The organism is Flavobacterium sp. WC2416 (assembly GCF_041200095.1).
Classification (GTDB): domain Bacteria; phylum Bacteroidota; class Bacteroidia; order Flavobacteriales; family Flavobacteriaceae; genus Flavobacterium.
In genome coordinates, this window is the sequence record NZ_CP165626.1 from 2124815 (window position 1) to 2140987 (window position 16173).

The 16173-nt window shown below is 32.4% G+C and carries 15 protein-coding genes; 9 read left to right on the forward strand and 6 right to left on the reverse strand.

Annotation, left to right across the window (positions count from 1 at the left end; all coding sequences use genetic code 11):
• Window positions 1-21: 21 nt before the first annotated feature.
• Window positions 22-399 carry a YchJ family protein gene (locus tag AB3G39_RS09105; RefSeq protein WP_367770424.1) on the forward strand — a complete coding sequence of 126 codons (378 nt, stop codon included), beginning with the start codon at window positions 22-24 and terminating at the stop codon, window positions 397-399.
• Window positions 400-524: 125 nt separating this feature from the next.
• Here the strand turns inward: AB3G39_RS09105 and AB3G39_RS09110 are convergent, their stop codons facing one another.
• Window positions 525-1757 (reverse strand): ATP-binding cassette domain-containing protein, encoded by a 1233-nt coding sequence (locus tag AB3G39_RS09110; RefSeq protein ID WP_367770421.1) that lies wholly within the window; start codon window positions 1755-1757, stop codon window positions 525-527.
• A gap of 145 nt (window positions 1758-1902) precedes the next feature.
• Here AB3G39_RS09110 and AB3G39_RS09115 point away from each other — a divergent pair, with 145 nt between their 5' ends.
• The 3 genes from AB3G39_RS09115 to AB3G39_RS09125 all read left to right on the forward strand — a co-directional run bounded on the left by AB3G39_RS09115 (window position 1903) and on the right by AB3G39_RS09125 (window position 5355).
• Window positions 1903-3021 (forward strand): VWA domain-containing protein, encoded by a 1119-nt coding sequence (locus tag AB3G39_RS09115; RefSeq protein ID WP_367770418.1) that lies wholly within the window; start codon window positions 1903-1905, stop codon window positions 3019-3021.
• Window positions 3022-3139: 118 nt separating this feature from the next.
• Complete coding sequence (locus tag AB3G39_RS09120; protein ID WP_369753926.1) at window positions 3140-4603, forward strand: magnesium chelatase; 1464 nt, start codon at window positions 3140-3142, stop codon at window positions 4601-4603.
• 158 nt (window positions 4604-4761) lie between these two features.
• Window positions 4762-5355 (forward strand): 2OG-Fe(II) oxygenase, encoded by a 594-nt coding sequence (locus AB3G39_RS09125; protein WP_369753925.1) that lies wholly within the window; start codon window positions 4762-4764, stop codon window positions 5353-5355.
• A gap of 64 nt (window positions 5356-5419) precedes the next feature.
• Here the strand turns inward: AB3G39_RS09125 and AB3G39_RS09130 are convergent, their stop codons facing one another.
• Together AB3G39_RS09130 and AB3G39_RS09135 are read right to left on the reverse strand one after the other, a co-directional pair.
• Window positions 5420-6130 (reverse strand): GYF domain-containing protein, encoded by a 711-nt coding sequence (locus AB3G39_RS09130; RefSeq protein ID WP_367770409.1) that lies wholly within the window; start codon window positions 6128-6130, stop codon window positions 5420-5422.
• 195 nt (window positions 6131-6325) lie between these two features.
• Window positions 6326-7462 (reverse strand): saccharopine dehydrogenase family protein, encoded by a 1137-nt coding sequence (locus tag AB3G39_RS09135; RefSeq protein WP_369769301.1) that lies wholly within the window; start codon window positions 7460-7462, stop codon window positions 6326-6328.
• A 134-nt stretch (window positions 7463-7596) separates the two neighbouring features.
• On the opposite strand from AB3G39_RS09135, the gene AB3G39_RS09140 reads away from it, so the two are divergent.
• Window positions 7597-7725 (forward strand): hypothetical protein, encoded by a 129-nt coding sequence (locus AB3G39_RS09140; RefSeq protein WP_369769302.1) that lies wholly within the window; start codon window positions 7597-7599, stop codon window positions 7723-7725.
• Between the two features lie 31 nt (window positions 7726-7756).
• Here the strand turns inward: AB3G39_RS09140 and AB3G39_RS09145 are convergent, their stop codons facing one another.
• The 3 genes from AB3G39_RS09145 to AB3G39_RS09155 all read right to left on the reverse strand — a co-directional run bounded on the left by AB3G39_RS09145 (window position 7757) and on the right by AB3G39_RS09155 (window position 9637).
• Window positions 7757-8113 carry a hypothetical protein gene (locus tag AB3G39_RS09145; RefSeq protein WP_367770403.1) on the reverse strand — a complete coding sequence of 119 codons (357 nt, stop codon included), beginning with the start codon at window positions 8111-8113 and terminating at the stop codon, window positions 7757-7759.
• Between the two features lie 118 nt (window positions 8114-8231).
• Window positions 8232-8942 (reverse strand): LytR/AlgR family response regulator transcription factor, encoded by a 711-nt coding sequence (locus AB3G39_RS09150; protein WP_369765011.1) that lies wholly within the window; start codon window positions 8940-8942, stop codon window positions 8232-8234.
• Window positions 8915-9637, reverse strand: a complete 723-nt coding sequence (locus AB3G39_RS09155) for a sensor histidine kinase (protein ID WP_367770398.1) — start codon at window positions 9635-9637, stop codon at window positions 8915-8917. The genes AB3G39_RS09150 and AB3G39_RS09155 overlap by 28 nt, the downstream gene beginning before the upstream one ends.
• Before the next feature lie 453 nt (window positions 9638-10090).
• Between AB3G39_RS09155 and AB3G39_RS09160 the strand changes: the two genes are divergently transcribed.
• From AB3G39_RS09160 to nagB, 4 genes are all read left to right on the forward strand, one after another.
• Window positions 10091-11068 (forward strand): hypothetical protein, encoded by a 978-nt coding sequence (locus AB3G39_RS09160; RefSeq protein ID WP_369765012.1) that lies wholly within the window; start codon window positions 10091-10093, stop codon window positions 11066-11068.
• Window positions 11069-11115: 47 nt separating this feature from the next.
• Window positions 11116-11325: a hypothetical protein gene (locus tag AB3G39_RS09165; RefSeq protein ID WP_367770394.1), complete on the forward strand. Its 210-nt coding sequence runs from the start codon at window positions 11116-11118 to the stop codon at window positions 11323-11325.
• Window positions 11326-11949: 624 nt separating this feature from the next.
• Window positions 11950-14079 (forward strand): alpha-L-fucosidase, encoded by a 2130-nt coding sequence (locus tag AB3G39_RS09170; protein ID WP_369765013.1) that lies wholly within the window; start codon window positions 11950-11952, stop codon window positions 14077-14079.
• A 115-nt stretch (window positions 14080-14194) separates the two neighbouring features.
• Window positions 14195-16126, forward strand: a complete 1932-nt coding sequence (gene nagB, locus AB3G39_RS09175; RefSeq protein WP_367753518.1) for a glucosamine-6-phosphate deaminase — start codon at window positions 14195-14197, stop codon at window positions 16124-16126.
• The last annotated feature ends 47 nt before the right edge of the window (window positions 16127-16173 follow it).

Consider the following 16173-nt stretch of genomic DNA (forward strand, 5'->3'; position numbering starts at 1 on the left):
GGTAAGTTTGATATATTAAAGATGAAATTAAATTGTTATTGTTGTTCTTCACTTTCGTATGAGGAATGTTGTGAACCTTATTTAAAAGAGATTAAAACAGCAGAAACAGCAGTTGTTCTAATGCGTTCACGTTACTCTGCTTATGCTACACAGCATGCAGATTATCTAGTAGCTACGACACATAGTTCCACTCGAAAACTTCATTCTAAAAGTGCTATTCTTGATTGGTCTCAAAGCAATCAATGGATAAAGTTGGAGGTTTTAAATGCAACAGCTACTACAGTTGAATTTAAAGCGTATTTTTTGGACAGCGATCACCAAATGCAAATTCATCATGAGTTTTCCGCGTTTAAAGAGGAAAACGGAAAATGGTTTTATGTAGATGGTACATTTCATTAATTTATAAGCAAGATTGAATTATAAGTGCGAGTTGCGTGAGTGATGGCAGTGGAAATCCCACGCTTTTTTGCGTGGATTGAGAACGTACAGCACGACCCTTGTGGTCACGCCCAAATTTTTTAGAATTAATTTTTAATTTCGCCAGTTGATCCATTAGTTTGTGGTGTTAATTCATAGATAGCATTTGGCTTTAAATTGGGTTCACTTCTATGAGAAACATATAAAATAGCCATATCAGTTTTTTGAGATAAAACCGTAATTAATTGAGTAACTAAAGCTGCATTTTCATCATCCAAACCTTCCACAGGTTCATCTAGAATTAATAAAGGAGGATGTTTGAGTACTGCTCTTACAATCAAAGCAAGCCTTTGTTGTCCTATTGAAAGTTGATTGAAGATGTTGTTTTTTAAATGAGTCATATTAATTAGTTCCAACCACTGACTCACTAGCTTTTTTTGTAAACTAGTAGGTTGCGTGTACAAACCGATGGAGTCAAAAAAACCAGACAAAATCATTTGTTCAAGAGTGTCTCTTTTTTGAAACAAATCGAGCATAGCAGTCGAAAAATAACCAATATTCTTTTTGATGTCCCAAATGCTTTCTCCGCTGCCTTTCTTTTTCCCAAAAAGGTAAACGTCTTGACCGTAACCTTTAGCATTTTCTCCAGTAATTAACGATAATAGAGTACTTTTTCCCGAACCATTTGGACCTAATAAATGCCAAAATTCTCCTTTTTTAATGGTCCAGTTTATGGTTTTTAAAATCGGTTTTTCCAAGTAACTCACATTGACTCCGTTCATTTGAATTAATATGGTATCTTGATATACAATGGGGTCAAATGCATCCGGAATTGATTTGAAATATGTGGTTGTCGTTTCTTCAGCTAGTTTTAAATCTTCTAACACAAACGAATTGTTTTGAATATGTGCTTTGTTGAGGATGAAGGAATGTAGGTCGGTATTGCGATTTACAATTTGGATCAATAGTACTTTTTTGGCCAGTTCTTCTAATGCAATTGTAATTGATTTTCTTGAATTTATATCCAAATGATCCAATGGATTATCGAGAATTATATAATCAGGTTCTTGCTTGATACAATAATTTAAAAATACTTTTTTTCGTTCCCCCGATGAAAAGCTACTTAATTTTCGTGTAGTGTCAGTTGCAGCTTCAATGGAATTGTATTGGTATTCTTTTTTGATGAAATTAGCAATGGCAATGTCTGAAAATAGAATCCCATTTTTAGAATTAAAAGAGCTTAATTTTCCAATGGATTTTCCAGTTAGAATTGTTTCTATAAACGCTTTTTTATCTACTTGATTGGACAAAAGTATATCCCAATGTTCGTGTTGTTGCATTTTTAATTTTTAAAAATATAAAATTAAACTTATTTCCTATAATAGGATACAATTAAAATGAATTGTTGTAAAAAAATCCATTTTAACTAAAAATTAGTAATCGTTTGTCAAGGCTTTATTTTAAAATGATGTAATTTTAAAGTCTATGGAAAAGGATAATAAAAAAGGTTTTTATTTTAAGCAATATGAGGCGCCAAATCAATCTCCGTTTGACAAACTCTTTGGAATTTTCAAGGAATTAATTACACATACTTCGGGAGATTTTGATGAAGCGATCGATTGGTTGCGGGAATTAGACAAGGAATATAAACTCACCGATGAACACTATACCATTGATGATTTTATCGAAGATTTAAAGAAAAAAGGGTATATCAAAGATGAAGTTAAAGAGGATGGAACTTCAGGATTGGGAATTACTGCTAAGACAGAACGTGCAATTAGACAACAAGCCTTAGACCAAATTTTCGGTAATTTAAAACGTTCTGGAAGTGGTAATCATAAAACGAAACACTCTGGAAACGGTGATGAGCACACTGGAGAGTTTAGAGAATTTCATTTTGGTGATGGTTTAGAACGCATTTCCTTGACGGAGAGTTTGCGTAATGCCCAAATTAATAACGGTGTGACTGATTTTATGTTAACCGAAAATGATTTGGTTGTCGAAGAAACCCAATACAAATCCCAAATGAGTACGGTGCTGATGATTGATATCAGTCACAGTATGATTTTGTATGGAGAAGATCGAATCACACCAGCCAAAAAAGTGGCGATGGCATTAGCTGAATTAATTACTACACGCTATCCGAAAGATACTTTGGATATTTTAGTTTTTGGAAATGATGCATGGACTATTGCCATTAAGGATTTGCCGTACTTAAAAGTAGGTCCTTTTCATACCAATACTGTTGCTGGATTGCAACTAGCAATGGATTTACTGCGTAGAAAACGAAATACGAATAAGCAAATTTTCATGATTACGGATGGAAAACCGAGTTGTGTACGAGAGCGAGATGGATCGTATTACATGAACAGTAATGGGCTTGATGAGTACATTGTGGATAAATGTTACAGTCAAGCACAGCAAGCCCGAAAACTGCATATTCCCATAACCACTTTTATGATCGCTAATGATCCATATTTACAAAAATTTGTCAATAAGTTCACCGAAGCCAATCAAGGAAAAGCATTTTATACCGGACTGAAAGGTTTAGGTGAAATGATATTTGAAGATTATGAGACGAATAGGAAGAAGAGAGTGAAGTAAGTTGCAAATTTTCAAAGCTTTAAAGTTTCAAAGAGACAGAGTAACAAAGTTTAAGTGTTTCAAAGTTAAAATAATAAATAAGTTGAATTTTAAATCATTCAATTTTTAAATAATAAATATGAAAATAGAGAATATACATACATTAGGAGAATTAAAAGCAGCAGGATATAAAAGTATCTCGATTAAAGAGGAATTGCGTACTAATTTAAGAGAAAAGATTAAATCTGGAAAATCCGCATTTGAAGGGGTTCATGGTTTTGAAAACACCGTAATTCCAGAACTGGAACGTGCTATATTATCTCGCCATAATATAAATTTGTTAGGGCTTCGTGGTCAAGCCAAAACTAGGTTGGCGCGCAAAATGGTTGATTTATTAGACGAATACATACCGTTTGTGACGGGTTCGGAGATTAATGATGATCCTTTAAATCCAATTTCTCGTTTTGCCAAAGATATCATTGACATCAAAGGCGATGATACTCCAATTTCATGGTTGCATAGAAACGATCGTTTTTCAGAAAAGTTAGCAACACCAGATGTTACGGTAGCCGATTTGATAGGTGATGTTGACCCAATAAAAGCCGCTAATTTAAAGCTTTCCTATGCTGATGATCGTGTGATTCATTTTGGAATGATTCCGCGTGCTAATCGTTGTATTTTTGTTATCAATGAGTTACCTGATTTACAAGCGCGTATTCAAGTGGCTTTGTTTAATATTTTGCAAGAAGGAGACATTCAAATTAGAGGATTTAAATTGCGTATGCCACTAGATATGCAGTTTGTATTTACGGCAAACCCAGAAGATTATACCAACCGTGGTAGTATTGTAACGCCTTTGAAAGACAGAATAGGTTCTCAAATATTAACGCATTACCCAGAAACCATAAAAATTGCTCGTACCATTACGGAGCAAGAAGCGAAGCTTGATACAGTGCAAAGTGATATGGTTTATGTTCCTTCATTGGCCAAAGATTTACTGGAACAAATTGGTTTTGAAGCACGTGAAAGCGAATATATAGATAATAAAAGTGGGGTGAGTGCTAGAATGAGTATTACGGCTTATGAAAACTTATTGAGTACTGCGGAGCGTCGCGCTTTAAAAGCAGGTGTTGATAAAACAAGTTTGCGTTTGTCGGACTTTATGGGAATTATTCCTGCCATTACTGGAAAAGTAGAGTTGGTCTATGAAGGAGAGCAGGAGGGTGCTGCAGCTGTCGCTCAAAACTTGCTAGGTTCAGCAATTCATACTTTTTTCCCCGCTTATTTTCCAAAAATTGAAAAGCTAGAAAAACCAAATGAGAAAACAGCTTATACGGATTTAATAGAATGGTTTTTTGCCGAAAGTGGTTTCGAATTATTAGATGATGCAAGCGATGAAGAGTACCAAAGAATATTGGGAGCCATTGTCCCACTTGAAATTTTAATTAAAAAATACCAACCAGAATTGGCTAAGGAGGATAAGTTATTTATGAAGGAGTTTATTCTTTGGGCTTTGGTAGAGTACAATAAACTGAGCAAAGATCGTATATCAGAAGGATATCAGTTCAAAGATATTTACGGAAGTTATATTAGTAAGCTTTAATAGCTATTATTATCATTATTTAAAAAGCGTTTAGAAGTAGTTTTCTAAGCGCTTTTTTTTATTTCATAATTAAGGCAAAATGAGAATAGTATGTTATAAGTGATGTAATATGTACTACCTTACAACAGTTAGCCGTCCTTGCGGTTAATGAAAACCTAATGGAAAATAGCTTTGAAGCTTTGATTGCCACTTATATTGATAATAAAGTAGGTATATCTGAAAATTTTTTAAGTGATGAATTAGCTAATAATTTAAAGCAAAATTTACTCGCGTTAAACCAACAAGATTTATTGATTACTGCTGGAACAGGAAACTCAGAAGCGATTGCTTATGATAGTGCAGTGCGCAGTGATTCTATTTATTGGTTAGATAAAAAGAATAATAATGTGTTTGAAAATCAATTTTTTGAACAAATGGAAGCGTTTATCAATTATTTAAATGAAAGTTGTTATACCGGAATTACGGGTTATGAATTTCATTACTCCTTGTATGAAAAAGGAGATTTTTATTTGCAACATTATGATCAGTTTCAAAATAACCCGAGTCGAAAATATTCGATGATTAGTTATTTAAATAGTAATTGGCAGCCTGCTGATGGAGGAGAATTATTAATTCACCAGGATAATAACAACCAGAAAATTGCGCCCACACAAGGCAAAACAGTTTTCTTCAAAAGTGATGAGTTACTTCATGAAGTCTTAGTAACTCAAAACACCCGAATGAGTATTACGGGCTGGTTGAAATGTGATTAGTATTGATCTATTATTATTATTATTATTATTAGGAGAGTGTCAAATGTTCAATCTCTAAATAGCTTTAGTGTATTGTTTCTAGTTCAAGATACAATCTATTGGCTTCGTTTTCTAGTTGATCAATTTCTTTTCTCCAGTTTTCTATATCATTTTGTATGGAACGAATCTGTTCGTCTTTAGTACTTTCTGATCGTAATAATCTAAAATCTTCGGCATCAATTAGGTTGTTTTTCGATTCGACCAATTGATTTTTATCTTCAATAAGTAAATTTTTGATTTCGGCTAGACGAGTAGTAATGGAATCTTTTCTTCTTTTGTTATTATTTTCAGATTCTATTCTTTTTTGTATTTCTTCCTGAATGCGTTGTTCGTTCGATTCTTTTTGTTGTAGATTAATTTGTTCGTTACCAAACTCTGTTTGTTTGTTTTTTATGTCTAATTCATTTCTTTTATTATTCTGAATGATATTCAGTACTAAGACAATTATCATAATCGCTAAAAAAGCTATAGCCAAAAAGAAATAACTTTTCTTAAGGCCTAAAATAGTTTTAGATGTTTCGGTAGATTCTACTTTTTGAGTAGGACTAGCTCGTTTTATAGGTGGAGGAACAATATTAAAAAAAGGCCTCAAATCGGCTATCTCAATTGCATGTTTCCATTCGTCCATACCTTGATGCCAGACTAATGTGGTTTCCTTTATTTGTTGGGTTTTTAGTTCCTCTAGCGTAAATGGTCCGCCATTTTCATTGCCGTTATTAATGTAATACGTTCTCATTGATATGCTACAATTTTCTATGTAAAAGTACAGCGTAATATTACAAAAAAAATAGTATTCCTATTTAATTTCGTGAGTTGAATTGTTTTGAAATTCACTGCTATCACATCAAGAGATAATTAACAAAATACTCTCGTTAATTAGTTTATGGACTTGTTTAAAGTTAGTTTTTTATTTATTTGTTTTCACAAAAAATCAACCGTATACTCTTGAAACATAATTTCCTTTTAGAAAGGCATTGGAATCAATTTGACTTTGCAAGATAGCACCTTGTGGATTAGTCTCCAGTAATAGTTGTGCTGCTTGTACTAGAGGAGCTGCCGTAGTAGTTTGTATGGCTCTTAAATAATGTTTCCCTACTAGAATAGGTAATATGGTTTTAGCTATTTCTCGACGGTGCAATACACCCTCTATATCCTTGCCTTCTACAGCAGCATATAATACAATTTGATCGTCTTCAACATGTGGAATAGCTACTTCCATTTTGTGTTGGAGTTTTTGAATTGCTGTCGTAGTATTGTCTTTGGTATTAATTTGTTTTTCTATCCATGCATAGTGACCAGGAAAGCGCAGCGTTTTATAATCGAGTGTACCTACTTTTCCAGTTAAGGCATCAGGCAAATCGGCAGCACCGCCAGAGGTTAAATCTTCCTCGTAGGTAATACCATCAATTATAATTGTAGCTCTTTCAGATAGAGAAGGGAGTGTCGTTTTATTGTAATCACGCAGCACAATGGTGTCTTTCAAATATTCAGTAGCTACACCTACGGGACTCCAAGTAAAACCATAATAATGTGGAGCAACAGCATTTTTAGTTAATGCACCTACTTTGAATTCTAAGGTATGAACGGAGTTGACTTTGTAATCAATACAAAATTGCTGAAATAATCCATTGGCTAATAAATCTATATAACCTGGGGCCAAACCAGTCTGAAGAATAAATCCTGTTTGTGAATTTTTGGCTAAGGCAATTATTTTATTAGTTTCGTCAACATATTCCGTAAGATTGGCGTAATGAAGGTTGTATTCTTTAGCGAGTTGTGCCATTTTGGGTGCTTGACTGCCTGGTAAACAATCCAATATGATATCGGCTTGCTTTAAAATGGTTATCATTTCAGGTGTAATTCCATCTTCAGGCAATAGAAACGGTTTAATAGTGCATGGTTTTGTACATCCGTTTTCTACCCAATGGGCTACTTTTATAGCTTTGGGTATCGATCTATTTCCTATAAAAATGCTGGGAGTAACTTCGCTCCATTCCATCAATAATAAAGCAGCAGCCTCAGCAATGCCTCCCGCACCAGCAATAATAATATGGAAATGCTTTTTCATTTATTAAAGTTAGTGAATTTTATTTAAATTGCTGAATGTTAGTTATTTAATTTAATAGTAAGTAGTTTGATGTAAAAATATTATTTTGTAAAGTAGTCTTTCTGTCAAGGATAGTAACGAAAAGCCCGCAAGGAATGAAGCCTTTTATAAAACAAAGCCCAAAACTGCGACCAAAGGAAGCTCGTTTTTGGGCTTATATTTTATGGGCTGAATACCGCGGACTTGAAGTGAATAGCCTGCTTGGACAGCCAACTTATTTTTAGAAGAAGTTTTGAATGTTAAGTTTATCTTTTGTTAGTTTAAAAATTCTTTAGATGTTATTCTAAAACACTGTTCTGTTCCTAAATACAAAGGATTCCCGTGTTTTTCGGACCAAAAGCCATCGAGTATGTCTTTGTTGATGCATTTGTAGACGGCAACACCTTTGTAGATGGTTTCGTCTTCGCTACGGTAGTTAAAATTAATAACTAGGATATTGTCTTTGAAAAAACCAGTGCCGTTTTGCACTTGATCACTTATTAACCAATGGGCTACAATTCGGTTATTTTCATCAAGAGATAAAGTGAGTACCCCTTTGTAACTGAGTTGTGCAATGCCGTCTTGATTTCTACCTTCAATAGTGTAGGTGCCTACTAAATCTTGAATTGTCATTTTTTATTATACTTGATGTTTTTATTATTGCTTCAACGAGTGATTTTTCTTTTTCGACTTTTTGTATTCAAATCTTGCCGGATCATAGCTTTTAATACATTTTACAAATGGTACTATTTTATTTGAAATAGCGGTGCAGTAAAATTTGATATTTTCGACCTATAGGAATAATTTTCCCATCACACATCGTTAATGATTTTTGAGAGGTAGATTGAATTTTATTTGTATTAATGATATAGGAGCGATGTATTTGCAGAAAATTAGCATTATCTAATTCAATGGTTATATTAGATAAAGAACCATATATAATCACTGGTAGTTTTGCTTTTGTACTGTATAGCTTTATATAATTACCTAGGCTCTCAATATAAACAATATCGTCTAGCAGGGATTCCACTATTTGACCGTTAAGACGATAAGTAAGAACTTCGTCTTTTTTATTTTCGCCTTTTTTTAAACTTATTCCAGAATAATAGGTTTTTGCTTTTTCAATTGCTTTTTCAAATTTTTCAAATGAAATTGGCTTTAGTAAATAATCAATGGCATCATTTTGATATGCGGAAAGAGCAAAGTCAGAATAGGCTGTTGTTACAATTGTTATTGGTCTATTAGGTTGCATTTCCATCAGTTCAATTCCTGAAATGATAGGCATATTAATGTCTAAAAAAATAATATCATAGTTATTTTCATTCAGCATTTTAAGTGCTTCTCTTCCATTATAGGCACTTCCAGAATGTTCTAAATCTTCATACTTAGCAATATGTGACGCTAAAGCCTTATGAGCTGGCGTTTCATCATCAATTATGAGACAACGGTAGGTAAGTTCCATATGTTTAATTTTATACTAAATGTACTTTTTTCTTTTTTAAAATTAAGCTCATGTTTCAATCCGTAAACTTCTAAACGTCTGTTAAGGTTTTCGATTCCTATTCCTGTACTTGAAAGATTGGAATCGGTTTCTAAACAATTGTTTTGTAAACTAAAAGATAGATTTCCGTTTTTTAATTTTAATTTTAAAACTATTGTAGGATCAGACATTTCTCCAGAAAATTTAATTGCATTTTCTACCAATGGCAAAAAGAATAAAGGGGGTATTTCAATTTTATCAAAAACGCCTTCAAAGTTTTGGGTAATAACAAGTCGCTCATTTCTAAAAGTATAATATTCGATGTATTTTTTTACAAAGTTTATTTCTTCTTTTAAAGGTACTAAATCTTTTTTGGTTGCCTCAATTTGATAACGAAGCATGTCTGAAAGATTTAATATTCGGTCTGGCAATTTTTCTGGCTTGGTTAAGGATTCTCCATATAAATTATTCATTGCATTAAGAAGAAAATGAGGATTGAGTTGCTGTTTTAAAAATGAAAGTTCCGATTTGAAATTAATAATTTCTTTATCTGTTTCTGTAATTTTTTTTGTGATTACAATATGCAGGAAATAAAAAGCAACTCCATTTACAATAAAAGATAATATAGAAAATGTTCTTAATCTACCAAGTCCAACTGCAGGAAAATACCAATTCATAAAAATGTAAAAACTGACCCAATAAACAATAAAAAGAAAAAGAAAAATTCTATATTTTTTTTTTAATAATAATTGTTTAATTAAAAAAAAGTTAAAAAAGGTGATACAGAGGATACAAGGCAAATAACCCAGTGCTATTTTCTTTAAAATATAGATAAAATTGTGGTTCAGCGGTTGTACTTCGTCATATATACTTAAAAACAGAATGCTTAAAACGATTATATTTAGAAAGAGGTTTCTAAGGAAAAAGTTTTGATATATTTTAAGGATTTTCATAACTGCAAAAATAAAGGAATATTGTGTTTTACAATTATTTTTGTTGTAAAATTATTCGAACGCCATTAGTATAAATTGTAGGCCGTTAGTATAATTAGTCGATTGTATTTGATGCTTCTAGAGTATTTTTGCATTAGTTTCAATAGAAAACGACAATTATAAATTAGCTCCTCAATTATGATAAAAAAGATTATTTGTATTTTAATTCTATGTAATTCATTGCATACATTTGCTCAAGAAAAAACAAGTTTAAAAACTTTTGGTAAAGCAATAACCGATAAGTTTCCAACAACACGAACATTTGATGTTCAGTATGAGCAACTAGGAACGACTAATTTTAATTCAAAGCTCTTTGATCTGCCATTTGAAAATGGTAGAATTGATAATCATAGCCGATTTAAAGTGGCATTTAATTTACCTTTTTATGTTTCAAACTCGAAACGGTTTGTTTTAACAAGTTCGTTGCGCTATAAATATGAAACTTTCGATCTTGGGACTTCAGCTAACACAAATCCCATTGGTCCATTTTCAAACGATAAGCAAGAGTTTCATTATTTATCAGGATCAATAAGTGCTACTTATATATCGACGCTTTTTAAAAAGCCTATAATTTATAATGCAACTTTTACTGTTGATGGAAATGAAAAAAATGCGCAACGTGTAAAAGGATTGATTACTGCAAATTTAGTAATCAAAAAAACCGAATTTACAACCATGACTATTGGTGCTCTGGTCTCTTTAGATCCATCTTCGATAATTCCAGTAACGCCTATTTTTACCTATAATCATAAATTTGAAAATACAAAATGGGATATTGATTTTGTTCTTCCTCAACGTCTTTTGTTTAGAAGACAATTATTAGAAAATGGGCGAGTTTCTTTTGGAACCGAATTGAATTCAGAGAATTTTTATTTAGATCTTAACACCCCCGAATTGAAAGGAATTTATGAATTAAATCAATTAGAGTTAAAATCAGGAATCACTTATGAATTTCGATTTACTCCAAAATTATATGGGTTGTTTAAAACGGGATTAGATAACGTGATCAATACTCGTATTACAAAAAAAGGAGAGCGTACAAATAAATATATCTACGATCAAAAAGTAAATCCTCAGTTTTATTTTAGATTAGGTGTTTCGTATAAATTATTCTAGGAATGTTCTTTTATTTAAATTAATAAGTAGTGTTTAAAAAAGTAATTATGGTAGAGGTTTTTAAAACAAATGTGCAAAAGAAAGCGGTTACGAATTATATAATTTCAATTTTTAAAACTCATTTCCCAGATTATAAAGTCAATTTTGATTTGGAAGATTGTGATAAAATACTCAGAATTGAAGCGGAAAAATTAGATAGTAATAAAATTGTAGAATATGTAAATAGTATTGGGTATCAATGCATAAAATTAGAATAATATTATTCTAATTTTCAAGTCTTTTCATAGAATACTAAAACCATCAAAATTATTATTTTGGTGGTTTTTTATTTTGAATTGGTCTAACCTAATAGATAATAATTGAATTGATTATTGCTAACTAATTATCTATTTGGGGAGCTTTTAATAGTGATTGAAGAATGCCAGATTATTGTGTCTCGATTGCTATAGTAAATAGGTTAATTAGGCTATTAAAAGAATTGGTAAAATTTCTGAACTAGATTCTAAAACCTTTATAAGATTTGCTGATTAAGGCTTAATTAAGAATCAAAATCTAGATAAATAGTATATTGTTTAATATAGAAAACTATTGACTGAATGGATACTAACTCAAGCAGAATTCTTATTGATTAATATTTTAGATAAAAATAGTTTAATTACAGTAGCACCTGCAAGAAATAGGAATAGTGCAAGCTGGTGTGCTATAGTGGATACTATAATAATTCCTTGAAGACACTAATCCAATAAAGCAAATGAATTAAATCATTTAAATCACCAATACTGTTCTATAATTGTTGTTGGTCGAAATAGTATTTATTGAAACAGAAATTTAGGTTACTATTGTGCGACAATAGTTTAATTAAAAAATTAAATATTCTTCAGATGAAAGATGTTTCGCTATTTATAAGTTTTTTGTTCATCGTACTGTGTACTAGTTGTAAAGAATCAGTGAAGGCACCAAAACCTTATGGTCCATTACCGACCCAAAAACAAATCAATTGGCAAGAAATGGAATCTTATGCTTTTATACATTTCTCGTTAAATACATTCACCAATAAAGAATGGGGTTATGGAGACGAATCACCTCAATTGTTTGATCCTACTGCATTGGATACACATCAATGGGCTCGTGTTGTAAAAGAGGCCGGAATGAAAGGAATCATATTGGTGGCCAAACATCATGATGGTTTTTGCTTGTGGCCTTCAAAATATACGGAGCGCTCTGTGAAAAATTCACCATGGAAAAATGGAAAAGGAGATGTTGTTAAAGAATTAGCAGAGGCATGCAGAGAATACAATTTGAAATTAGGACTGTATCTTTCTCCTTGGGATAGAAACAATCCTGATTATGGCAAACCAGAATATATAACTTATTTCAGAAATCAGTTGAAAGAGTTGTTGACTAATTATGGTGATGTTTTCGAAATGTGGTTTGATGGAGCAAATGGTGGTGATGGATACTATGGAGGTGCTAATGAAACCAGAAAGATTAATACACTGGAATATTATAACTGGGACGAAACCTATCAATTAATTTATAAAATTGCTCCAAAAACATTGGTTTGGGGTGTAGGTCCATCAGAAGCAAGATGGATAGGAAATGAAGAGGGTTATGCTAATGAAACTAACTGGTCTTTATTGCGTCAAAAGGACGAGTTAGCGGGAAAAGTGCCATATACAGATTTTATGTCGGGGCATGAAGATGGAGAAAAATGGGTACCTGGAGAAACAAATGTGTCGATAAGACCAGGATGGTTTTACCACACTATAGAAGATGATAAAGTACATTCCTTAGATGAAATGGTTGATTTTTATTATCAATCAGTAGGTCGTAATTCGACTTTTTTATTGAACCTGCCTCCAGATAAAAGAGGATTAATCAACGAAAATGATGTCGCAAGATTACAAGAGTTTTCGGCAGTTATTAAAGCCGATTTTAAAATAGAATTATTAGCAGCTAGTACAGTTAGTACTGATAGTTATAGAGGAAGCGAAAGTGAATATGCTGCTAAAAACGTGATTGATGGAGATAAAAATACCTATTGGGCTACCGATGATAATGTTAAAAAAGCTTCATTACTATTTGAATTTAATAAGCCCACAGCTGTTAATCGAATTTTACTTCAGGAATACATAAAATTAGGACAACGAGTGAAAGCTTTTAATGTAGAAGCTAAAGTAGGTGGACAATGGAAAACAATTGCGAAACAAACTACTATAGGATACAAAAGAATTTTAAGATTTGATAGGGTTGTAGTTTCGGCGCTTAGAGTCAATGTTACAGATTCAAAAGCAAGTATAGTAATTGCTAATATTGAAGCATTTAACGCACCTACATTTGTTCGTATGCCAAATATTCAACGGGATAATAAGGGGTTAGTAACCATGAAATCTGATGTAGGGAATAGTATTTTTTATACAGTCGACGGTTCTGTTCCAACGATGAATAGTACCCTGTATAAAGGAGCTTTTAAATATGATGCGGCAGTCGAAATAAAAGCATTTACCAGAAACACTAAGGAGAATATAAGTAGTGCCATTAAAAAGGTAAAGTATGGAGAGTCTAAAGAAAAATGGAGAATAGTTTCTATTTCAAGTGGTGATTTAAATAGAGCAAACAGAATAATTGATGGGAACCCAACTACAGATTATAGTTTTGGAGATGGAACGAATAAATTACCGCAAGAAGTGGTGTTAGATATGGGAAGCATTCTTACTATAAACGGGTTTACTTATGTGCCGCAACAAGTAGGAAATAATCTAAACTTAATTTCCTATTATGAATTTTATACCAGTCTTGATGGTAATCAATGGAATAAGCAATCAGAAGGAGAATTTTCAAATATTAAAAATAATCCGATAGAGCAAGTAAAGACATTTGAAAGTGTAAAAGCTAAATACCTTCGATTTGTAGCTAAAGCGGGAGTTGGTAAAATACAAACAGTATCAATTGCAGAAATAAATGTAATTGAAAAACAGCAGACTAATAAAGGAGATTATAAAAACAATTGATTAAAGTTGATAATTATGTTCTTTGCCGAAGACTACTGGTTATTAGTCGAATTTTTATTTTGAACAACTAGCAAATACTTAATTTTATAGTATTAATTAAATGAATTACTGACAAATGATTAAAGAAGGTATAAGTTTTAAAAAGGGTATAGGCTTCAAGGAAGCAGGAAAGTTTGAAGAAACACGTTTTGAAAAAATTCATAATGTAATTTTTGATTCATCGAAAGAAGCTTCAGTATTAGTAGCGCAAGAAATAGCAAATTTAATTCAGAGAAAAGAAGAATTGAATGAGCCTTGTATTTTAGGTTTGGCAACTGGATCTTCACCTATTAAAGTGTATGAAGAACTGGTTAGATTGCATAAGGAAGAAGGGTTGAGCTTTACGAATGTGGTAACCTTTAATTTAGATGAGTATTATTCGATGGATAAAAATAATATTCAGAGTTATTATCACTTTATGCATGAGTATCTTTTTGATCATGTAGATATTAACCCTGAAAATATAAATATCCCAGATGGAAAAGTTAGTAATGAAGAACTACAACAATACTGTATAGATTATGAAATGAAGATTAAATCCTATGGTGGGTTAGATTTTCAACTTTTAGGTATTGGAAGGACTGGGCATATAGGTTTTAATGAACCAGGCTCGCATATCAATTCTGGTACTAGAAGTATTACGCTAGATCATTTAACACGTATGGACGCTGCACCTGCGTTTTTAGGAATTGATAATGTTCCTAGAAAAGCAATAACAATGGGGATTGGTACTGTAAAAAATGCCAAAAGAATTGTACTTCTTGGTTGGGGAATTAGTAAAGCAGGAATCATAAAGGAAACAATTGAAGGAGATGTGTCTTCTCAAGTTCCTGCGACCTATTTGCAAGAACATAATAACACAACGTTTGTTTTAGATACTGAGGCTTCGTCGGAGTTAACACGTGTAAAAACACCATGGTTGGTAAAATCATGTTTATGGACCGAAGAGTTAAAATTGAAGGCTGTTGCTTGGTTGAGTGAATTAACGAAGAAGCCGTTTCTTAAATTAACGGATAAAGATTATAACGATAACGGAATGTCTAGTCTTTTAACAGAAGAAGGGACTGCATATGATTTAAATATAAAAATGTTTAATAAAATGCAGCATACCATTACCGGATGGCCTGGTGGAAAACCCAATGAGGATGATACTTATAGACCGGAACGTGCGAGACCAGAGCAAAAACGAATCATCATTTTTAGCCCACATCCCGATGATGATGTTATTTCAATGGGAGGAACTTTTGATCGATTAGTTGAGCAAGGACATGATGTACATGTTGCCTATCAAACTTCAGGTAATATAGCTGTTTCAAATGATGAAGCACTAAAATTTGCCGAAGTTTCTACGGTTTTAAATTCAGTGTCTAGTGAATCTGATAGTATCATCAAATTTTTAAAAAATAAGTCTAAAAATGATATTGATACGATTGAAGTTCGAAAATTAAAGGGCTCAATTAGAAGAAGTGAATCTTTAGGTGCTACAAGATATTTAGGAGTTGCGGATTCAAATGTTCATTTTCTTGATCTTCCTTTTTATGAAACTGGAACAGTAAAGAAAGGGAATCTTACAGATGCTGATATAGATATTATGTGTAATCTCATTGAAGACATAAAACCACATCAAATTTATGCTGCAGGCGATTTAGCTGATCCGCATGGAACACATAAGGTGTGTTTGGATAGTTTGTTTGAAGCTTTAGAGCGACTGAAACATAATAGTTATATGGATGATTGTTGGGTATGGTTGTACCGTGGAGCTTGGCATGAATGGGAATCGTATCAAATTGAGATGGCAGTACCAATGAGTCCGGATCAAGTACTTAAAAAACGTCATGCTATTTTTTATCACCAATCTCAAAAAGATGGAGTGATGTTCCAAGGGGACGATAGCAGAGAGTTTTGGGTACGCGCAGAAGATAGAAATAGATTAACAGCAAAAAAATATCATGATTTGGGATTGGCGGATTATTCAGCCATAGAAGCTTTTAAACGCTATCATTTCTAGTTTTGGTGTTATAATACAGTAAATTATTTGGTTTATAATTTGTTTAG